The sequence below is a fragment of the Cyclobacteriaceae bacterium genome (assembly GCA_013141055.1).
In the GTDB taxonomy this organism is placed as follows: Bacteria; Bacteroidota; Bacteroidia; order Cytophagales; family Cyclobacteriaceae; genus ELB16-189.
On sequence record JABFRS010000001.1, the window covers coordinates 454,655 to 473,666 of the forward strand.

Annotated in this window: 11 protein-coding genes; 3 read left to right on the forward strand and 8 right to left on the reverse strand. The window is 41.3% G+C overall.

Annotated features, from left to right (window positions below; translation table 11 throughout):
- Nucleotides 1-59: 59 nt before the first annotated feature.
- The 7 genes from HOP08_02085 to HOP08_02115 form a co-directional block, all read right to left on the reverse strand.
- Nucleotides 60-1,745 (reverse strand): fibronectin type III domain-containing protein, encoded by a 1,686-nt coding sequence (locus HOP08_02085; protein ID NOT73689.1) that lies wholly within the window; start codon nt 1,743-1,745, stop codon nt 60-62.
- 4 nt (nt 1,746-1,749) lie between these two features.
- Nucleotides 1,750-3,579 carry a RagB/SusD family nutrient uptake outer membrane protein gene (locus HOP08_02090; protein ID NOT73690.1) on the reverse strand — a complete coding sequence of 610 codons (1,830 nt, stop codon included), beginning with the start codon at nt 3,577-3,579 and terminating at the stop codon, nt 1,750-1,752.
- 19 nt (nt 3,580-3,598) lie between these two features.
- On the reverse strand, nt 3,599-6,835 hold the full coding sequence (locus HOP08_02095) for a TonB-dependent receptor (protein NOT73691.1): 3,237 nt from the start codon (nt 6,833-6,835) through the stop codon (nt 3,599-3,601).
- 326 nt (nt 6,836-7,161) lie between these two features.
- Complete coding sequence (locus HOP08_02100; protein ID NOT73692.1) at nt 7,162-8,505, reverse strand: pectate lyase; 1,344 nt, start codon at nt 8,503-8,505, stop codon at nt 7,162-7,164.
- A complete protein-coding gene (locus HOP08_02105; protein NOT73693.1) occupies nt 8,502-10,019 on the reverse strand; it encodes a glycoside hydrolase family 88 protein in 1,518 nt (505 codons plus the stop codon). Before HOP08_02105 ends, HOP08_02100 begins: the two co-directional genes overlap by 4 nt.
- Nucleotides 10,016-11,302: a DUF4861 domain-containing protein gene (locus HOP08_02110; GenBank protein NOT73694.1), complete on the reverse strand. Its 1,287-nt coding sequence runs from the start codon at nt 11,300-11,302 to the stop codon at nt 10,016-10,018. Before HOP08_02110 ends, HOP08_02105 begins: the two co-directional genes overlap by 4 nt.
- Nucleotides 11,286-12,686 (reverse strand): glycoside hydrolase family 28 protein, encoded by a 1,401-nt coding sequence (locus HOP08_02115; GenBank protein ID NOT73695.1) that lies wholly within the window; start codon nt 12,684-12,686, stop codon nt 11,286-11,288. Before HOP08_02115 ends, HOP08_02110 begins: the two co-directional genes overlap by 17 nt.
- A 319-nt stretch (nt 12,687-13,005) precedes the next feature.
- Between HOP08_02115 and kduI the strand changes: the two genes are divergently transcribed.
- From kduI to HOP08_02130, 3 genes are read left to right on the forward strand one after another with little or no spacing between them, the layout of a single operon-like run.
- Complete coding sequence (kduI, locus tag HOP08_02120) at nt 13,006-13,848, forward strand: 5-dehydro-4-deoxy-D-glucuronate isomerase (protein NOT73696.1); 843 nt, start codon at nt 13,006-13,008, stop codon at nt 13,846-13,848.
- A gap of 47 nt (nt 13,849-13,895) precedes the next feature.
- The gene (locus HOP08_02125; protein ID NOT73697.1) at nt 13,896-14,927 is read left to right on the forward strand and encodes a LacI family DNA-binding transcriptional regulator; all 1,032 of its coding nucleotides are present in this window, start codon (nt 13,896-13,898) and stop codon (nt 14,925-14,927) included.
- A gap of 29 nt (nt 14,928-14,956) precedes the next feature.
- Nucleotides 14,957-16,399, forward strand: a complete 1,443-nt coding sequence (locus HOP08_02130; GenBank protein NOT73698.1) for a tagaturonate reductase — start codon at nt 14,957-14,959, stop codon at nt 16,397-16,399.
- Here the strand turns inward: HOP08_02130 and HOP08_02135 are convergent, their stop codons facing one another.
- Nucleotides 16,400-18,838 carry an FtsX-like permease family protein gene (locus HOP08_02135; GenBank protein ID NOT73699.1) on the reverse strand — a complete coding sequence of 813 codons (2,439 nt, stop codon included), beginning with the start codon at nt 18,836-18,838 and terminating at the stop codon, nt 16,400-16,402.
- Between the last annotated feature and the right edge of the window lie 174 nt (nt 18,839-19,012).

Here is a 19,012-nt window from a genome sequence, read left to right on the forward strand (position 1 = left end):
CTGTTTATAAAATAAAAAAGTGTGAGGATTGATCACACTTTTTTATTTTGATTCAAGTTTTAATTAATTCTCCAGCGAGGATCTCCTGCAATACTTCTTCCGACAAATGTTACGTCTTTGATCTTGAAATTATCATTAACAGGATCTGTAAACAATGAGAGTGATGTACCAGCATAGCTTGTTACGGAAATCGGCAAGTTATCATTTACGAAATCTGATGTACCATACGATCCTGCACCTCCTGGCGAGCCAGTGGAGGCACGGAATCCCCATACTAAAGTCCCTGCTCCGGTTTCATTCCAGGTTCTTCCAAAAATACAATTCGAAATATTAACAATACCTGCTCCTACCGTCTGGAAATCGATAAAGGCATTTGCTGGAGCAGCTGCGCCGGCAACGACGTCAAAGAACGTACAGTTGGAAATATTGATCGATAAGTTTCCATACACACGGTGATCGATGAATTTTCTGAAATGTGAGAATGTGGAATTCGTAACCGTGATATTCTTAAATGAGCTGCCAGAAGTATTGAATGTACTGGCTATACCATACTCTCGTATGCTGTCCATCACGCAATTGTTGATGATGTAGTTGGTAACTACTAAAGACGGTACCGTTGGAGGATTTGTAACTGGTGAAGCTGGTGTTCCCGCCTGACCTCTTACCAGTCCTCTAAGGATCCTTATGTTACAATTGTCAAATCGCATCTTCGTGACATTCACATTGGTATTTCCAACATTGAAGAGATAGTGATTATCATAGCTCAGAGGTGCAGTAGCAACATTCTGTCCTTTGATTATCAAATCACGGAACACCAGTGAATCTGTTGTTGTGGAGGCAGCGATTGTAAAGCTTCCTGTAGATCGTATGATGGCGTAGTCTGTACCAAAACCGAGTGCAGTAACGATGCTAACTGATTTTCCGCCGGTGAAAGTGAAGCTTGTGAATTTGTAAGTCTCTCCTCTTCTTAAAACGATAATACTACCGCTTGCTGCTGTTCCAAGTGCAGTTATTAATGCGTTAGGATCTCCGGTAGTACCGGTCAGGTCAACAATATTTCCGGTGATCGATGCTTTTGTTTTGAAGCTGATCAATCCTTTGCTCTTGGTATCCTGAAATATTTCGGCAGAGTACGTAGTGCTTTGAGTCAGGCCCGTGATCACCTTTAACCCGGCTGCTTTCTCACCAGCTGTTAAGGTGTATTCCACAGGTGCTCCTACCGGAGGTGTGAAGACGAGTTTATTCAAGTCGGGATTAAGTCTCCATGTAAGCTGAACAGCAACATCGGTCACCGTTGTGGAGTTAATGGCAATGAGGAATTGCTCTCCTGTGATCCTGAATGCAGAACTTACAAGCCAATTGCTATCCGTCGCGCCATTTTTACCAACGGCCTTGATCCGTGCATAATAATCTTTCTTAATGGTCAGCTTATCATCCGAGATCGTTGTTGTCAGATTCGGAGTGGTAACCGAATACTCTACTGCTCCAAAGGCAGGATCAGGTGATACTTCCACCACATATTCAACATCACCAGAGATTGTAAACAGCGATGCTGCCCATGTCAATTCAACAGAAGTTTCTCCATTCTTGCTTGTGACCAATGAAGGAGAGAATTGACGTTTCAATGAAAGCTCATCGCTGTCTTTCTTACAGCTCACAACAATTACCAGCGTCAGGCAAACTACCATCAACCAGTTTCCGTATTGTTTTATATTCTTCATGTCTTTTCTGTATTCGTTTGTCATTGAATTAAAAACCATCATTCTGTCCTAAGCCAGGATTCGAGTCAATCACACTGGAAGCCAACGGAAGCAATTCACTTTTTCCAGGGGTAAAAGAGATTGCGAAATATGTAAGCAACGTTGAAGGGATTGTTGTAGCATTTGACGGTGCTCCAACAAGATTACCTCTCCATAAAACCGCGGTCGAATTTGCAGGCGCAACTCCTGGCGTTGGCGCATAAAATGAATTCAGCCAGATCAAACCTGTAGAAGTTGTAGCTGTTGTCTGATAGTACATGGTCACAGGAATGTTAGCAATTGACTGGGTTGTTGAAGGCAATGAACCCACTGTGTAAGTTCCAGTTCCCAAAGCCATCGCATTCATTTGTGCCTTTGCTTCATCCAGCTTCGCTGTTAACAGATTCCAGCGAAGAAGATCATACTTCCGGATTCCCTCGCCACCCAACTCTAATGAACGTTCAATTAAAAGTGCATTGAAAAACTCTGCTTTGAGCAGTGGAGTAGTTCCTATCGGGTTAGCCCCATAAGCTCTCTTTCTAACTTGCTCAAAAGCCGCAATTCCCTGCGGAGTTGGGCCGTTGTTAATTTCATTCTCTGCCTCAGCATACATTAAGAGAACATCTGAATAGCGGATCACAGGCCAGTTCAAACCGAAATACTGTTGTGTTGACGTAGGCGATGGAGCAGGATTGGTCATCCAGTCTCTTCTGAATTTTCCATCCACCATCGTTGTAAGAGGACGACCCGCAAACGTAGTGTTAAGGTTCACGTCATACGGCGCACAGGTGACATCACGTCTTGTATCATTTGCTTCAAACAAATAGAAGTAGGTAGGCAATATTGTGAGTGCTCCGTTTCCATTTCCGTTTACACGCGGGCCATTATAATAACCTAGCTTACTGTCTCCGGTTGCACTCGTTCCACCTGTCATAGCCACCTCCCACATAATTTCTCCATTAGGTTCCAATGCATGAGCAGCGATGGCATCTTTGAAGACTGACTTGTAGCTTGGGTTCAGGCTATGCTGATTTGATTGCATGACTGCAAGACATTCATCTCTTGCGATCTTATAATAATCAAGGAAATCAGCAGAGCGCAACATTACTTTTCCACGTAAGGAATATCCGCCTCTTGCCAAAGCAATACGTGCACGCAAGCCACGAACGGCTCCCTGTGTGATGCGCTCATCTGCTGGCACTTCACTTCTCCATGGAACCAGTGTTGATGCCAATTCAAGATCTGTTAAAATCTTATCGAGAATAACATTTCTGTCTTCACGCCCTTTGAAAAGATCTCCCTGATCACTGGACGGCACAAATTGTGCAGGTACATCACCCCAGTTGCGAACAAGTTCATAATAGTATTGCGCTCTTAAAGTAAGGGCTTCACCATAAAGACGTTTAAGATCAGTTTGCTGGGAAGTTGTTCCGTTCTTATACATATCCATTTCAGGAATGTATTTAATACAGATGTTGGCTTTCTCTATACCCGCATAAAGCTGATTGAAGGGAGCCGCCAGCTGAGTATTACTTGGTTGAACACTATAATGAGCAATGTCGCGTCTTTCATTATCAGGATAAGGTGTTGCACCCTGTCCCATCATCTCATCATTATCATAAGCATAGTACATGCTGATACGGATTCCATATCCGTTATCTCCACCCAGGGATGAATAGACACCTATTAGAGCTTTTGTTGTATTCTCTACATCGCTAAAGACAGCGTCCGGACCGAATGAAGAGACCGGTTGAATTTCAAGATAATCTTTACAAGAGGTAATCACTCCCACTGTAAAGATCAATGTCAAAAAGTATCGGGTTATATTATTTGTTTTCATAGTCGTATTTCTTTGGGGCTTAGAAAGTAAGATTGACACCAAAAATGTAAGCATGACTGCGTGGATAAGCTGAATAGTCAACCCCTGGAGTCAATGGTGTACCACGACGTGTATTCACATCCGGATCATATCCTGAATAGTTGGTGAATACTGCGAGGTTGTTAACCGTTCCATACACTCTGAATCTGGTCAGCTTGAATTTCTGAAGGAACGTATTTGGAAGTGTGTAACCCAGGGTGATGTTATTGATACGGATAAATGATCCGTCTTCAACCGCCCATGAATTCACATAGAATGAACTGGCGCTAACCAACGGTGTCCATAATGTTGCATTGACATTCAGAGCGCGCAACGCATCCGGATCGGTGACAACCTGCCCTTCATCATTAACGTTTCTGAAACGATTGTTCATGATGGCCAGTAAATTGGCATCCTGTGTGAATCCGCTTGTGAATTCAAGCTTGTTTGCATTCAGCACTTTGTTGCCATACTGAAAGTTGATGAACACGCTCAAATCCCAGTTCTTATAAGTAAACTGGTTATTCCATCCACCAAAGAAATCGGGATTCGCATTACCGAGCGCTGTACGATCACCATCGTTGATGGTACCGTTTCCATCCAGATCCTTGAACTTGATAACACCTGGTTTTGGAACGAGCGCCGTGATCGTCTGATTGCTTGCAATTTCAGGTTTCAAGGTGTAGACACCACCGCTATAATTAAAATCATCAATCTGATAATAACCATCAGAAACAAGTCCCCAGATCGTACCGGTTGCTTTTCCAGCAATCACATTGTAATCAAACGGCGAGTTGTTATTCCATCCTGAATTCACCAGGAAGAAGCTTTGCTTTCCAAGTGTTTCAATGTTGTTTTTATTGAATGAAATGTTGAAAGTAGATTTCCAGCTAAATGCATTGGTACGAATTGGAGTGGCTGTGATCTGAACCTCTACCCCTGTATTGGTTGTGTTACCAACATTCTGTAACTGATTTGCATATCCTGAGGATGTAGGAACCGGTGTGTTTACAATCAACTCCTGAGTTCTGTTGTGGTAGATATCAACTGAAGCCTGGAACTTTCCTTCAAGGAAGCCGATGTCAATACCAAGATTCTGAGTGATAGTAGTTTCCCATTTAAGATTGTTGTTGGCAAGTGCGGGATTTCCTCCATCGCGCTTAACACCCCATCCGATAACAGAAACGTTATTCAGATCATAAGGAGGATATTGCTCAAACTGTGGCAGATATAAAAAGTCATTGATACGATTGTTACCGGATTGACCGTAACTCAATCTTAGTTTAAAGTCGCTGAGCTTGAGAGTTGACCTGGCTCCTTCAAAGAAACTTTCGTTTGAAATTCTCCACGCTAACGATGCTGATGGGAAGTATCCCCACTTGTGGCCTTCTGCAAACTTTGAAGACCCGTCTGCACGCATTGAAAATACGGCCATGTATTTATCATCCCTAGAGAAAGTTGCTCTACCAAAGAAGGATACCAATCGTTCTGTCACTTCATACGTTGGAGCAAAACTCGGATTTATATAGTTGGTTCCGAGTGTAGTCATATTAGCCAGGGCCTGTGAAGACGTTGTTCCTCGTGGGAAGCCATGACTCTCCTGATATGTGGTGTTGGTGACTTTCTGAAGCAATTCGTGGCCCGCCATGATATCGAGCTTGTTATGCTTTGCAAAGTTTTCATTCAGTTTATGAAATGAAAGTGTTGCAACATTTGAATTATTGAGAATTCCGATTTTTGAAGTATTGATAGATGCGATGGCAAGACCCTGTCCATTCTGCTTGGCAGAGTTGGTGATGGTATCGCTGAAAATATCAACATGTCCGTTGGTATAATCATATCCAAGCGTTGATCGGATAGAAAGGTATGGTGTTGGATCTACCACAACATATCCGTTCACGTTAATGACATCTGAGGTGTTCTTTTGATATTCAGCCTGTGCCAGCAAAATAGGATTGACAAGTGCAAGGCTGTTTGAATTCGTTGCCTGTGCATACTCAGGATCGTAAGTTTCAGTGGTCTGACCAGGGAAAAGGAAAGGTCTGTAACGAACACTTTGACGAAGGCGATTGGTAGAAGACGAGCCGGCTGTAGAAGTTCCTGCTCCATTCACGACTGTATAATTATACCGAACGTTAGCACCCACCTTTAGCCAGTTGGTGAATTTATGATCGAGTCGGGTAGTGATGAGCTTTCTGTCAAAGTCAGATCCAAGCTGGATACCCTGTTCAGTGTTGGAAGTAAGACTGACATTATATTGTGTTTTGGTTGACCCGCCGCTTACAGAAATATTATGTGTCTGCATGACAGCGCTTCTTCCAAATGTTTCATCCTGCCAATCGGTAAAAGGAACTTGTTTGTAAAGATCGATATCACTGAAGTTTCCATAATTTCTGCGGAATGTTCCTTCGCTGGTGGAGTTACCTCTGCTTCTTTCATATTGATAAAAGACAAAGTCATATGGATTCATGACCTCCAGTTTGTTTGCGAGTGTCCTCACTCCTACCAATCCGCTGTAGCTAACCTGCATTTTTTGCTCACGACCTCCTTTGGTGGTAATGATCACAACACCGTTTGCACCACGCGCTCCATAAATTGCAGTTGCAGAAGCATCTTTTAGTACATCGATTGATTGAATATCCTGAGGAGCAATTACGTTGAGAGCATTTTCAACCTGGATACCATCCACAACATAGATCGGGTTATTATCCTGAGTGATAGATCCACCACCCCGTACACGAATCTGTACCTGAGCATTGGGAGATCCTTCATTGGTAACGACCTGCACCCCTGCTAACCTTCCGGCGAGTGCCTGCCCTGTGTTATTAATAGGAATGTCTACCAGCTGCTTGGCGCCTACTGAAGAAACAGAGGTTGTGAGATCTTTACGCTCTACAACACCATATCCAACGACAACGACGTCGTTCAGCTGAGTGACGTCCGATTCCATATTGACGTTAATGGATGTTTGTGTTCCGATGGAGATCTCCTGGGCTTTCATCCCGATAAATGTTAAAGAGAGCGTTGCTCCTTCTGAGACCATGAGTGTAAATTTTCCGTCGACGTCGGTAACCGTTCCATTGGTAGTTCCTTTTTCAACAACGGTGACGCCGGGCAGAGTTTCCTTATCGGTCTTTACAACCCCGGATATTGCTCGCTTTTGGGCATGAAGATCAGCGCTGATCAAAAGCAAAATCACTGCGCTGGTAAGTTTGATTAGTCGTACAATTCTATCCATACGAATTCTTTTAGGGTTATTTAGGTAATCGTGAAGCCATCGGTAAACTCATCAATACTGCTTTTTTGCACTCTTTAAGCCACATTCAATCGGTTGTGATCTGATTTGTTGTGCAATCGATTGCATATTAATGGGAATTTAGGAATTGACCAAATAAAATCTCTAAATCTTTATAAAAGGTCATTCGGAACCAGATTCGAGTATTTGGACAGGCGAAAACCACCCCAAAAAGGAGGACAATCGATTACACGATGATGCGGGGATTGCGTGCGCTACGGCCTTCTGCATCTGCAGCTTGTTGCACAGATCGAAAAGGTCAGGCAGGATTACTTTTTCAAAAGGCTGTTAAGATATACCTCTATGTTTGTGAACCCTTTACTCAGACTGTAAGTTGAGCCGTCGGCTACATTCTTTGGATCAAGCCTATTTTTGATCTCCCACTCATCAGGGATACCATCTCCATCGGCATCCTGTGGAGCTGGCAGCGAAACCAATTCGGGCCACCCTCCTACTTCCGATTGAGAGTCAATGATTCCATTGCTCTTTTTTCCGGAAGATGAATTTCCCTTCCTTACTTCGTCAGCAATTCTTGCATCAACCTTGTCTCTCTTAAAACTTGCACCGGCATTTTTGACAACGGATTCAAAAGCTGAAGAAGCAGATTCCTCTTCCATAGCTTCTGTTGCAAAAGGTTTGGCAGACAATGTTGAATCAATAGAGTTTGTCTTTACTCCACTCCAGTTATTCTTCGAAATCTTTTCATCACCATCCAGTAAATTATCAGCGATATAGAATTTTCCAACAGGTGAGGATGGGTTCACAATCCATTTCTTAGAATTTCCGGTGGAAGGTCCGGGCTTATAATAGTTTGAAACAATATTATACCGACCGCCTTCACCTCCATATGTATTATTGCTTCTCCAGTTATAAATCACATTGTTTCTGAAGTCCACCAACTCGTCAGGTGTGTTGGGTGTAGTTGAAGATCCGCTGAATCTTGGAAGTCTGCTGGAATGATTTGCCAATAGATTGTGATGGAACGAAGCCTTCACGCCGCCCCAGATTCCTCCATAACCATGCTCACCTTTTTCATGAACAGAATTATTAAGACTTTCTGAAATGATGCACCATTGCATCGTGAAGTTTTCGTTGTAATAGAATGACGCACATTCGTCGGTTGCCCAGCTCATCGAACAGTGGTCAATAATAACATTTTTTTGACGGACACCGGAGAATGCATCTTCCTGAACTTTTCTTTCATCTCCTAAACGAAATCTCAAATATCGTATGATCACATTACTGGCGCCGACTTTCACCGGATAATTCCTAATGCAAATACCATCTCCTGGAGCAGATTGTCCAGCGATTGTAAGATCCCCATAACTAATATTAAGATCGGACTCCAGAGCAATGGTTCCTGAAACTGCAAAAGTGATGATCCTCTTCTCTTTCTTCTTTACTGCCTCACGCAAACTTCCCGGTCCGCTATCGTTAAGATTGGTTACAACATAAACTTTTCCTTCCCTGCCACCAGATGTATATTTTCCAAATCCTTCTGCGCCTGGAAAAGCCAATGGAATGGAAGTCCTTTCCGATACAGGCACAACCTTCTGCGCACAGCCTGTTGAAGAGAGAAGAATTAAAACAATGGATATTATCTGACGCATCATTTCTTTAGTTCAATGCTTGCATACAACAATGCCGCAAGCCCTTTATAATCATCCAGACGACGCTCCCCTCCGATATAGTAGGGATAATCTCCTTTTGAATTCTTGATATTCAATGAACCTACTTTTACAGCCTGATCCAAATGAACATATCCTTCATTGTCCTGATAAATATAATTTTTCAAAATGGATGAATATGCCTTTTCTGCAGCAGTTGTATAGCTTTTATCTAGGATTCCCTTATTTGCGCCTTTCGCAAAAGCGTAAGAGAACATGGCCGAGCTGGAGGTCTCAATCCAGTTATCCTTTAAATTTCCTTTGTCTGTAATTTGAAACCATAGTCCGGTTTTCTTATCCTGAAAGTTGCGAATGCTTCCGCAAAGTTTTTGAAAGATCAGTTCAATATTCTTCCTCTGTGGATGGTCCTTCGGCAAATAATCAAGACAGTCAATTAAAGCCATTGCATACCAGCCAACCGCCCGGCTCCAGAATTCAGGAGAGGTTCCAGTTTCCTGATTAGCCCACACTTTATTTTTCGATTCATCCCATCCATGAAAAAGTAAACCTGTGGAAGGATCATATGCATGCTTGTACATAAGATTAATCTGTTGAACTGCTTCATCAAACCAATGTGGTTCATTAAAAGCTGCAGCATACTGAGTTGAGAAGATATCTCCCATGTAAATTCCATCCAGCCACATCTGATTTGGATATATCTTTTTATGCCAATAACCTCCCTCGCTGGTTTTTGGCTGGCGGGAAAGATGTGCGATGAACTGATCAGCAATTTTTTTATACTTCTCTTCTCCTGTTTTCTGATAAAGATAAATGCACAGTCTGCCGGGAAGGATATCATCAAGCCGATACTCTTCAACATCATAAACCCCATCCCTCCAGGAACCATCAGTGGTAATAAAGTTATCAACCCAGCTTTTTATATAGCTCAAGTACTTTTCATTCTTCGTGTTTTCATACTGAACATATGCGGCGTTCAGAAAGAATCCATACTCATAAGTCCATTTGCCAGGTGAAATGATGCTCAGGTCTTTTGTATCCGGATAGGTATGAATCGTGCTTTCAATAATTCTATCGGCAATCTTCTGTCCATTCGAAGCATACGGCACAAGATATGTGATTTCAAATCTTGGATCAGGAGTAATCGCTTCACGAATGACCTTTGAACCCTGTCCCTTTGCACTTACCATGAATCCAAAAACAGGCTCATTGGATTTGAAGGTAACATCTGCTGTTACACTTTCAGGCTTACCGTCGCCATTCGCATCGATGATTTTCGCCTCGATGGGCAGCACAAAGTGCTGATCCACAAGCAGCAAATTTGAAGGTTTGAGATTATTAACTCTTTTCTTCAATTCATTCCAATCAAAGACAAGGACTGCATTCTCTGTATCCTTCGGTTTGTAATTTCTCTTAACAGAAATAACTACTCTGTCGTTACTCTCCTGCGAGAACAAAGGAAAAGCTAAAAATACTCCGATCAGAAATGTAAGGCTCTTCATTTCTTTGATTTTAAAATTTGAACAGTAACGGGTTGTGCAAGTTGATTTGCCACATCATTAAGATAATCCAGGAACTCAGCTTCAGTTTTAATACCACCTGGCTCTCCTTCCCATGCGCCCAGGAAATAGTATTGAAGCTTATGATCCAGGCTTTTCAATTTGACTACCTGGCTGAATTCGTCTGATGTAAACCCTGAGAAATTCTTTGGAGCAAACAGGACAGCCACACCAAGATTGTCTTTATTAAGACTTTGCGGGCCGTAGCTTGCAATGTATCCCCAGCTTTTATCATCTCCTTGTTTTGTAAAGAGCTTACCCTTTACATCTTTAACAATTCCGGTACACAGGTTTTCTGAATCCTTACTGAAATCAAACTGATTGTTGGTTAATCTCGTGCCTGCATGGATAGACAGTCTGGAACTTACATCCAGCATTTCATTTCCTGCTTTCCATCCATAGTATTTTGTAAGAATGGATGAGAACACATTTCCATTCTCATCTATTTTTGATATCACGCTATCCGTAAACTCAACTCGTGTCGCAGCATTGTTCACCCACATGCCCAATGATCCTACACCCAATGCTTTTCCTGTCTTCATGACATCCATTCCCCAGGGTTGCATCTCATGATAGGAATCGAAACCATCAAGACCTACTTTCTGAAGTACCGGTTCGCTTACCTTCTTGCCAAATACGTCTGTTGCGTTTCGCTGATCGAGATAAAATCGATATCCAACTTTATCCGATTCCCATCCAGGACCTTCGTAACGTAGAAACCATGAATGATCCTTATGTTCTTTAGGCACACGCAAATAATCTATGTTCTTAAATTCACCGCCGATGTATTCACGTCCCTTCCACTCTCCATTTACTTTGGAAGACAACTCAGCCTGCGTTTTCTTCGGATACTGACGGCTTATTTCTCCAGACTTGTTATATTGAATTGTTAGATCCTTTGATGCACCGGCTTTCAGATTATCAATAACCACGACGATGCCATTGAATTCTTTATCGGTTTTATTGAACTGGCTTGCCAACTCTGTTTCGCCATCTGCTACGATGAATGCTTTTGAATTGAAATCAGATCTAATTGCTTTAATCTTTTCAGAAGGGATAAAAACCATCACATTACTGCGATTTCTCTTCATTTGATTTGTAACTCTTACTACAAAAGACTCTGAAAATTCTCCCTCAAAATTCCATGATGAAACAATGACGAGAATTCCCCCCAGAATAAATGTTAATAAAACGGTTTTAAGTGGATAGTTACTGTTCTTTTCCATTGATCTTTAAATTTTTAAAAACCATATTCTTTGCTCCCTGAATTGAATTTCCTTTTGTCACTTCATTGAATGAACAATCTTCAAAAAGCACATTCTCTACAGGGTATTGTTCTTCTGCTTCAATTTTTATTCCATATTTTGATTTACTGCTTGTGACATTCTTAAACTGCACATTTCTGACCTGCGGATGATGATTTCCCTTCTCATTTGCATAAAAGAGTTCTACAAGAAAAACTGCATCTCTTACTGTTCCAACCGTTATGTTGCGGATAAATATGTTCTCGATAATTCCCCCACGGTTGGAATTTGATTTAATCCGAATGGCACGATCAAGATTGGGGCTGCTCATCTCACAGTTCTCTGCGTAAACATTTCTTACGTTGCCTGTGATCTCACTTCCAATCACAACACCGCCATGACCATCCTTCATATTACAGTCGCGAACGATGATATTCTCACTGGCTACATTGACTCTTCTTCCATCATCATCACGTCCTGACTTAATAGCAATGCAGTCGTCACCCGTATCGAAGAAACAGTTGCGTATCATCACATTCTTACAGGATTCGGGATCACATCCGTCATTGTTGGGACCATGACTGATAATATTCACTTTCTGAACAATGATATTTGTACTCAGAACCGGATGAATGATCCACATAGGTGAATTTCGTATCGTCACACCTTCAATCAGAATGTTTTTGCATTTGTATGGTTGAATAAAATTAGGACGCAGGTAATCTCCCTCCCCAAATATTCTCTGGGCAACTGGAACATTGTTCTTTGCCATTAATTTCAACCGATCGTTTGCTTCCTTCTGTGATGGCATTCCTTCATTCCACTTCACACCCATGCGTTCGCCATCTTCCCATTTGCCTTTCCAAAACCACCAATGACTTGCATCGCCTTGCCCGTTCAATTCACCTTCTCCTGTGATCGCAATATTTTCCTGTTCGAATGCATAGATCAATGGGGAGTAGTTCATCAGTTCAACACCTTCAAATCGCGTGAGCACTTGAGGCAAATACAGTTTTGTATCCTGACTGAACAAGATGATCGCACCTTTTGAAACCTTTAGATCGACATTGCTTTTCAAATGAATGGGCCCCGTGAGGAATTTGCCTTCCGGTACGATTACATGTCCTCCTCCTGTAGCATTGCATGCTTTGATGGCTTTTGAAAAGGCATCAGTATTAAGAGTGATACCGTCGGCTACGGCGCCATAATCTGTTATCAGATAATTCTTATCAGGAAAAGACGGTGCCTTGATCTGAGATTCTATCTGTTGGACTTGTTTCCAGGGATCCTTTTGCATGGAGGTTTGGCTAAAGAGTGGGCCACTGCAAATTATAGAGAAAAGAAAGAGATAAGAGAGAATCTTCATTGTGCGATGGTTTGACTTCAAAATTCAGAGGCTAAACATTTCTAATCCCAGAAACTTACATTTAATTGCATTTTTACGGCAAAAATGGCGCATTAAACCGTTTTTTAGGCAGAATGCAGACCCTTAAAAGTGGCAAATATGCCCTTTTTATGAGCGAAAATGCAATCGATTGCATATTAAGGGGATTCTGGGATTTCAGCAAATAAATTCAATTTTATTTGATTTATGGCTTTTTAAGGTATTGAAAGCCGCACTTTTCATAGCCTTCAATCGATTACAATCGGTTTTTCTTATATATTGCGCAACCGATTACACTTATATGCAGCAATCGACGACAGAATCGCGCTACGCCATACATCCTTCCGATTTCAAAACATATGACACTGACCGTGTCAGGAAATCATTCCTGATTGACAATCTTTTTCAGGATGACAGGATCGTAAACATTTATACACACTATGACCGACTGATTGTAGGGGGTGCAAAACCATCCAAAGGCCCTGTCAAGCTGGAAACTATCGATGAGTTGAAGTCATCCTTCTATTTAGAAAGAAGAGAGATTGGCATTATCAATGTTGGAGCACCCTCTTCTGTATCGGTCGATGGGACTGTTTACTCCCTGAATTTTAAAGAAGCCTTGTACATTGGCAGCGGTGCTAAAGAAATACTTTTCAATAATTCCAAAGAAGGACAATCATTGTTTTATTTTAACAGTGCACCTGCACATAAGTCCTACCCTACCAGCAAGGTCACATTCGCAGAAGCTGAAACGGTTGAAGTGGGCTCCTTAGCTACTGCTAATCACCGCACCATCAGGAAATTGTTGGTTAATAGTGTTCTTCCCACCTGTCAGCTTCAAATGGGATTGACAGAATTGAAGACCGGAAGTGTATGGAATACAATGCCACCGCATACACACAGCCGCAGAATGGAAGCTTACTTCTATTTTGAGATACCTGAAAATCAAATGGTTTGTCACTTTCTCGGAGAGCCAACTGAAACCCGACACCTTTGGATAAATAATTTACAAGCTGCACTTTCTCCACCGTGGTCAATTCATTGTGGAGCGGGCACCAGCAACTATACATTCATCTGGGGAATGGCAGGAGAAAATCTTGACTACTCAGATATGGATCAGGTTGCCACCAGCAAACTTTTGTAATTATGCTTTTGCTTTAATGAATCGGCGACGATACAATTAATAAACCCATCAACGTGAAAGGAAGAATCACAATACACGACATTGCCAGGAAGCTTAATATTACTGCTTCCACTGTTTCCAGGGCATTGAAGGATCATCCACGCATTAGTGCTGAGACTAAAAGAACTGTATTAAAAACTGCCAAGAAGCTTAATTATCAACCTAATAATATCGCTGCGGCTTTGAGGAATGGAAGAAGTAATATCCTCGGAATTATCGTACCAACTGTGGATCGTAATTTCTTTTCTTCAGTCGTCAGAGGCATTGAAGAAATTGCGAATGGCTCAAATTATAACGTTATGATCTGCCAGACCTATGATGATTCAAAAAAAGAGATCGCTACGGTTGAAGCTTTATTGAATGCCCGTGTTGATGGAATCATTGCTTCATATGCCAAGGAGACATTAAACTTCGATCATTTCCTTAAGGTAAAAGAGAAAGGAATACCTCTGATTTTATTTGATCGGTCAAATGATGAACTGGAAGTAAGTCACATTGTAATTGATGACTATCTCGGAGCTTACAAGGCAACAGAACATCTTATTCAGCAAGGATATCGTCGCATTGCACACTTTTCAAATACCCGGAATATCTCCATTTATAAAGAGCGTCTTCGTGGCTATCGCGAAGCGTTAATTGCAAATGGCATTCCTTACGATGAAACTTTGATCACTTACACCAATCTTCAATTGGAAGATGGTCGCAATAGTATGGTCCAGCTTCTTAAATTAAAAGAACCACCGGATGCCGTATTCTCTTCAAGCGCCTTTGGTATTCTGGGTGCGATGCAGTTGTTGAAAGAAAGAGGTATTAAAATACCTGAGCAAGTTGGACTTGTAGGATTTAGTAACGAGCCCTTCACCTCTTTTACAGAACCATCTCTCACCACCGTTGAGCAGCACAGCATGAGAATGGGGAATGCGGCAGCCGAAATCTTTTTACAGGAGATCTCTGATGAAACAAAAAAATTCATTCCTCAGAAGATTGTTTTAAAACCTGAATTGATTGTTCGTCAATCGTCACTTCGCAAAAAGATCTAATCGCTTATTCAGCACTGTTTATTATTATGTTGAAAGAACTTAATCGCACAACGATCTCCGACTCTTCAGTGCGTCCGGTAAAAATCCTTCAGTTCGGAGAAGGTAATTTTCTTCGTGCTTTCGTTGATTGGATGATCGACATTCTCAATGAAAAGACAAGTTTCAACGGGTCTGTTCAGATCATTCAACCAATTGCTCAAGGCATGGGTGACATGATCAATTCTCAGGATGGTTTATATCACGTAGTACTCAATGGTATCAAAAACGGAAAGGAATCTCAAAACACACGACTCATTACCTGTGTTAAAGGTGCAATCAATCCCTTTACAGATCATGGTGCATTTCTGAAAACAGCTGAAAATCCGGATTTAAGATTCATTGTTTCTAACACCACTGAAGCAGGGATAAATTTTGATCAAAAGGATACTGATTCAAAAACACTTGCTCAGACATTTCCAGGAAAGCTTACGCAACTTCTCTTCCATCGCTTTCAATATTACAATGGATCTCCCGACAAAGGACTCATCATTATCCCTTGCGAATTGATTGAAAAGAATGGGGAGAATCTTAAAATTGCCATCATTCAATACGTCCATCACTGGAATCTTTCATCCGATTTTAAGAGCTGGATAGAAGATCATAACATTTTTTGCAATACGCTGGTAGATCGGATTGTACCTGGTTTTCCAAAAGACTCCATTGGTGAGATTCAACAATCCACCGGGTACAAAGATCAGTTAGTGGTAATGGCTGAACCCTTTCATTTATGGGTAATCGAAGGTGATGCTATCGTTCAGAAAGCTTTACCCATGCACGAGGCTGAGCTAGATGTCAAATTTGTAAAAGATCTTACACCCTATCGTACCAGAAAAGTAAGGATACTCAATGGAGCCCATACAACATTAGTTCCTGTTGCCTATCTGAAAGGACTTCGAACCGTTCGTGAATCCATAGAAGATCCATCAACGGGAAATTATTTACGAAAAACAATATTTGAAGAGATCATTCCAACACTTGATCTTTCACAGGAGGAATTAACTCAGTTTTCCAATGACGTTATCGAGAGATTTCAAAATCCTTTCATTCGTCATGAATTGATCAGTATATCACTCAACTCAATATCCAAGTATAAAGTGAGAGTACTGCCATCGGTTCTGAAGTACATCGAGATCAGAAATCAATTGCCGGCCAGATTACTATTTTCTCTTGCTGCATTGATACGTTTCTATAAAGGGAACTGGAATGGCGAAGAAATTCCACTCAACGATACTCCGGAAGTCCTTCAGTTCTTTAAGGATGCATGGCAAAGCGGATCTACAGATAAAATCGCAACTTTAACTCTGTCAAACGTTTCATTCTGGGGACAGGATCTCACCCAGATCAAAGGTCTACTGCAGATTGTTGTACTTTACCTCAATCAGATTGAAAGTGAAAAATCTCTTCCTTTGGAGGGCCTTACCGGTAACCGTTAACTATTCATACTTCAATGTCTCTGCAGGGTTTACCAACGCAACTCTGATCGCGTGATAACTTACCGTTGCAAGAGCAACAAAGAGTCCTGCAAGCATGCTAATGGCATAGAGCTCCCATCCTACTTCAATTTTGAATTTGAAGCTTGAAAGCCATTTTTCCATTGCGTAATAAGACGCTGGTGCAGCAATTATGAATGCAAGAAATGACAACCACACATACTGTCGGTTGAGCAAAACGAAAATGCTTGCGATCTCTGCTCCCATTACTTTACGTATACCAATTTCCTTCGTCTTATTGACTGCATTAATTCCCGCCAGTCCAAACAGGCCGAGACATGAGATAAGAATAGCAAAACCTGTTGCCAATCCCATGATGCTCATCCATCGCTGATAAGATTCATATTGTTTTGCAACATTCTGATCCAGAAATGCATAGTCAAAAGGCTTATCAGGAGATATCTCTTTCCATATTTTATGAATCTTCTCAACGGTTCCTGGCATATCCTCTGGTGAAACTTTTATTAGGATATTTACCAGATTACCAATACTCTCTTTGTCCATAGAGATGAACATAGGATCAATATCTCTTTCAAGAGAAAGGAAATGATAGTCTTTCACAACCCCAATTACCTGAGACCCAATTCCTACAGTATCTTCTCTCCAGTTAAGATGTTCATTCAAAGGATCTGTCCATTTCATATCACGTACCAACGCCTCATTGACAATCACTCCTGTTTTATCAGATGGTCTGTTAATATCAAAATTTCTTCCTTGTATAAGTTCAATTCCCAATGTTGACATGTAATATGAATCGACAGAATACACGTAAGCATCCTTTTGCTCACCATTGATCTTATATCCATATCTGGAATAACCTTCTGTAAAAGAAGAACTGGTACCGGCTACAGAAATAATGGAAGGCTCTTGCAACGATTTTGCCCTGAATTGCTCTACAGTTTCATCTGCTTTAGAATTCCAGCCGGTTTGTGTCGGAACAACAATTACCTGCTCCTGATTATAACCAAGATCTTTTGTTGTAACATATTGCATCTGACGATACATAACTACTGAGCTGATGATCAGAAAAGCAGATAGTGCGAATTGTACGACCACCAGAGGTTTTGTGAAGCCAGCTTGCAGTTTCGAAGTAAAGCCGCCTTTTAATACAAGGGCTGGTCGAAAACTTGAGAGGAAAATAGCCGGATAACTTCCGGCAATTGCTCCAACGATGAATGTCAGCAACGTGCTAACACCAAGGAGTTGGAAAAATACAGTGAAAGTAAGTGTGATCTCTTTACCTGTGTACTGATTAAATGCAGGCAGAAACAAAAACACTAATAGAATACCGGTGAACATCGAGATGAAGGCCAATATCAATGACTCCAATCCGAACTGCCACACCAATTGATTTTTTTGCGCACCCACTACCTTTCTTATTCCTACTTCTGTTTTTCTAGATGTTGATGTCGTCAAAGCAAGTGAAACATAATTGATACAGGCGATCAGTAGAATCAGCAAGGCTACACCTCCAAGAATCAGGGAATACGAAGGATCACTTACTTTGTGCCATCCGATTTCCTTTTTCAAATGCCAGCCCGGTAGTTGTGTAAACTTTAGCTCTAATAATTTTATGTCTGCCGGAATAGGTGTTGTCGCTTCGTCTCTCCATTTTTTAAATCTATCGCTCATGTATTTTTCCAGGAGCTTATCCAGATTGCGACTGAATTTAGAAAGGTCAGTATCCTGAACCAACTGAACGAATGTGGGAGAATTGGAATTTCCCCACTGCGCTACCATCCTATCATGATATGGACGATTCTGCTGCGGAAGTAAAACACTAAAATCAAGACTTGAATTTGCCGGAGGTGCTTCTACCACTCCCGTTACCGTATAGGATTTCTCTCCCTGATTATCTACCTGCACAATCTTACCAATAGGATCTGCATCGCCGAAGTATTTCTTCACCACCTTTGGTGTCAGTACAATCTCATCAGTATTCAAAAACAGTTTGTCGGCATTACCAGAGAGTAATTTAAAAGAGAACATCTTAAAGAAATCGGCATCGACATATGTAATATCTTCCGTGAATACTTTATCCCCCTGACGAAAAACACATTTATTTTCTGAATTGAATCGCGTTGCAAGTTCAACTTCAGGAATTTCATCTTTTAATGCCTGTTTCAATCCAGCCTGAAGCCATGCGTACTGCTGATATGGTTCATTAGGGTCAGGATTCCAGGAATTATATCGCTTTGCCTCTATTCTGTAGATACTGGCTTTGTTCTGATGAAACTGATCAAAGCTCTTTTCATCGCGAATGTAAAGGAAGATCAAAATACAAAACGCAATACCAATGCTCAGTCCAAAAGCATTAATAAAAGAATACATTTTTCGCTTTACGATATTGCGGGATGCAACTTTGAGGTAATTCTGGATCATAGGATGGTCTTATTGGAATTGTGTTCAGGTATTACACTTACTTTGAAATATTCAAATAGTTACGGCAATCTGTCTCTTTTTTACCGTGCCCGGAAACAATCAGCTATCAAGTCTCTTTTAGATGTATTGAAATGGGAAATAGTTGTAGTGTTCCCGTTCTGGATGAGGGGCCTT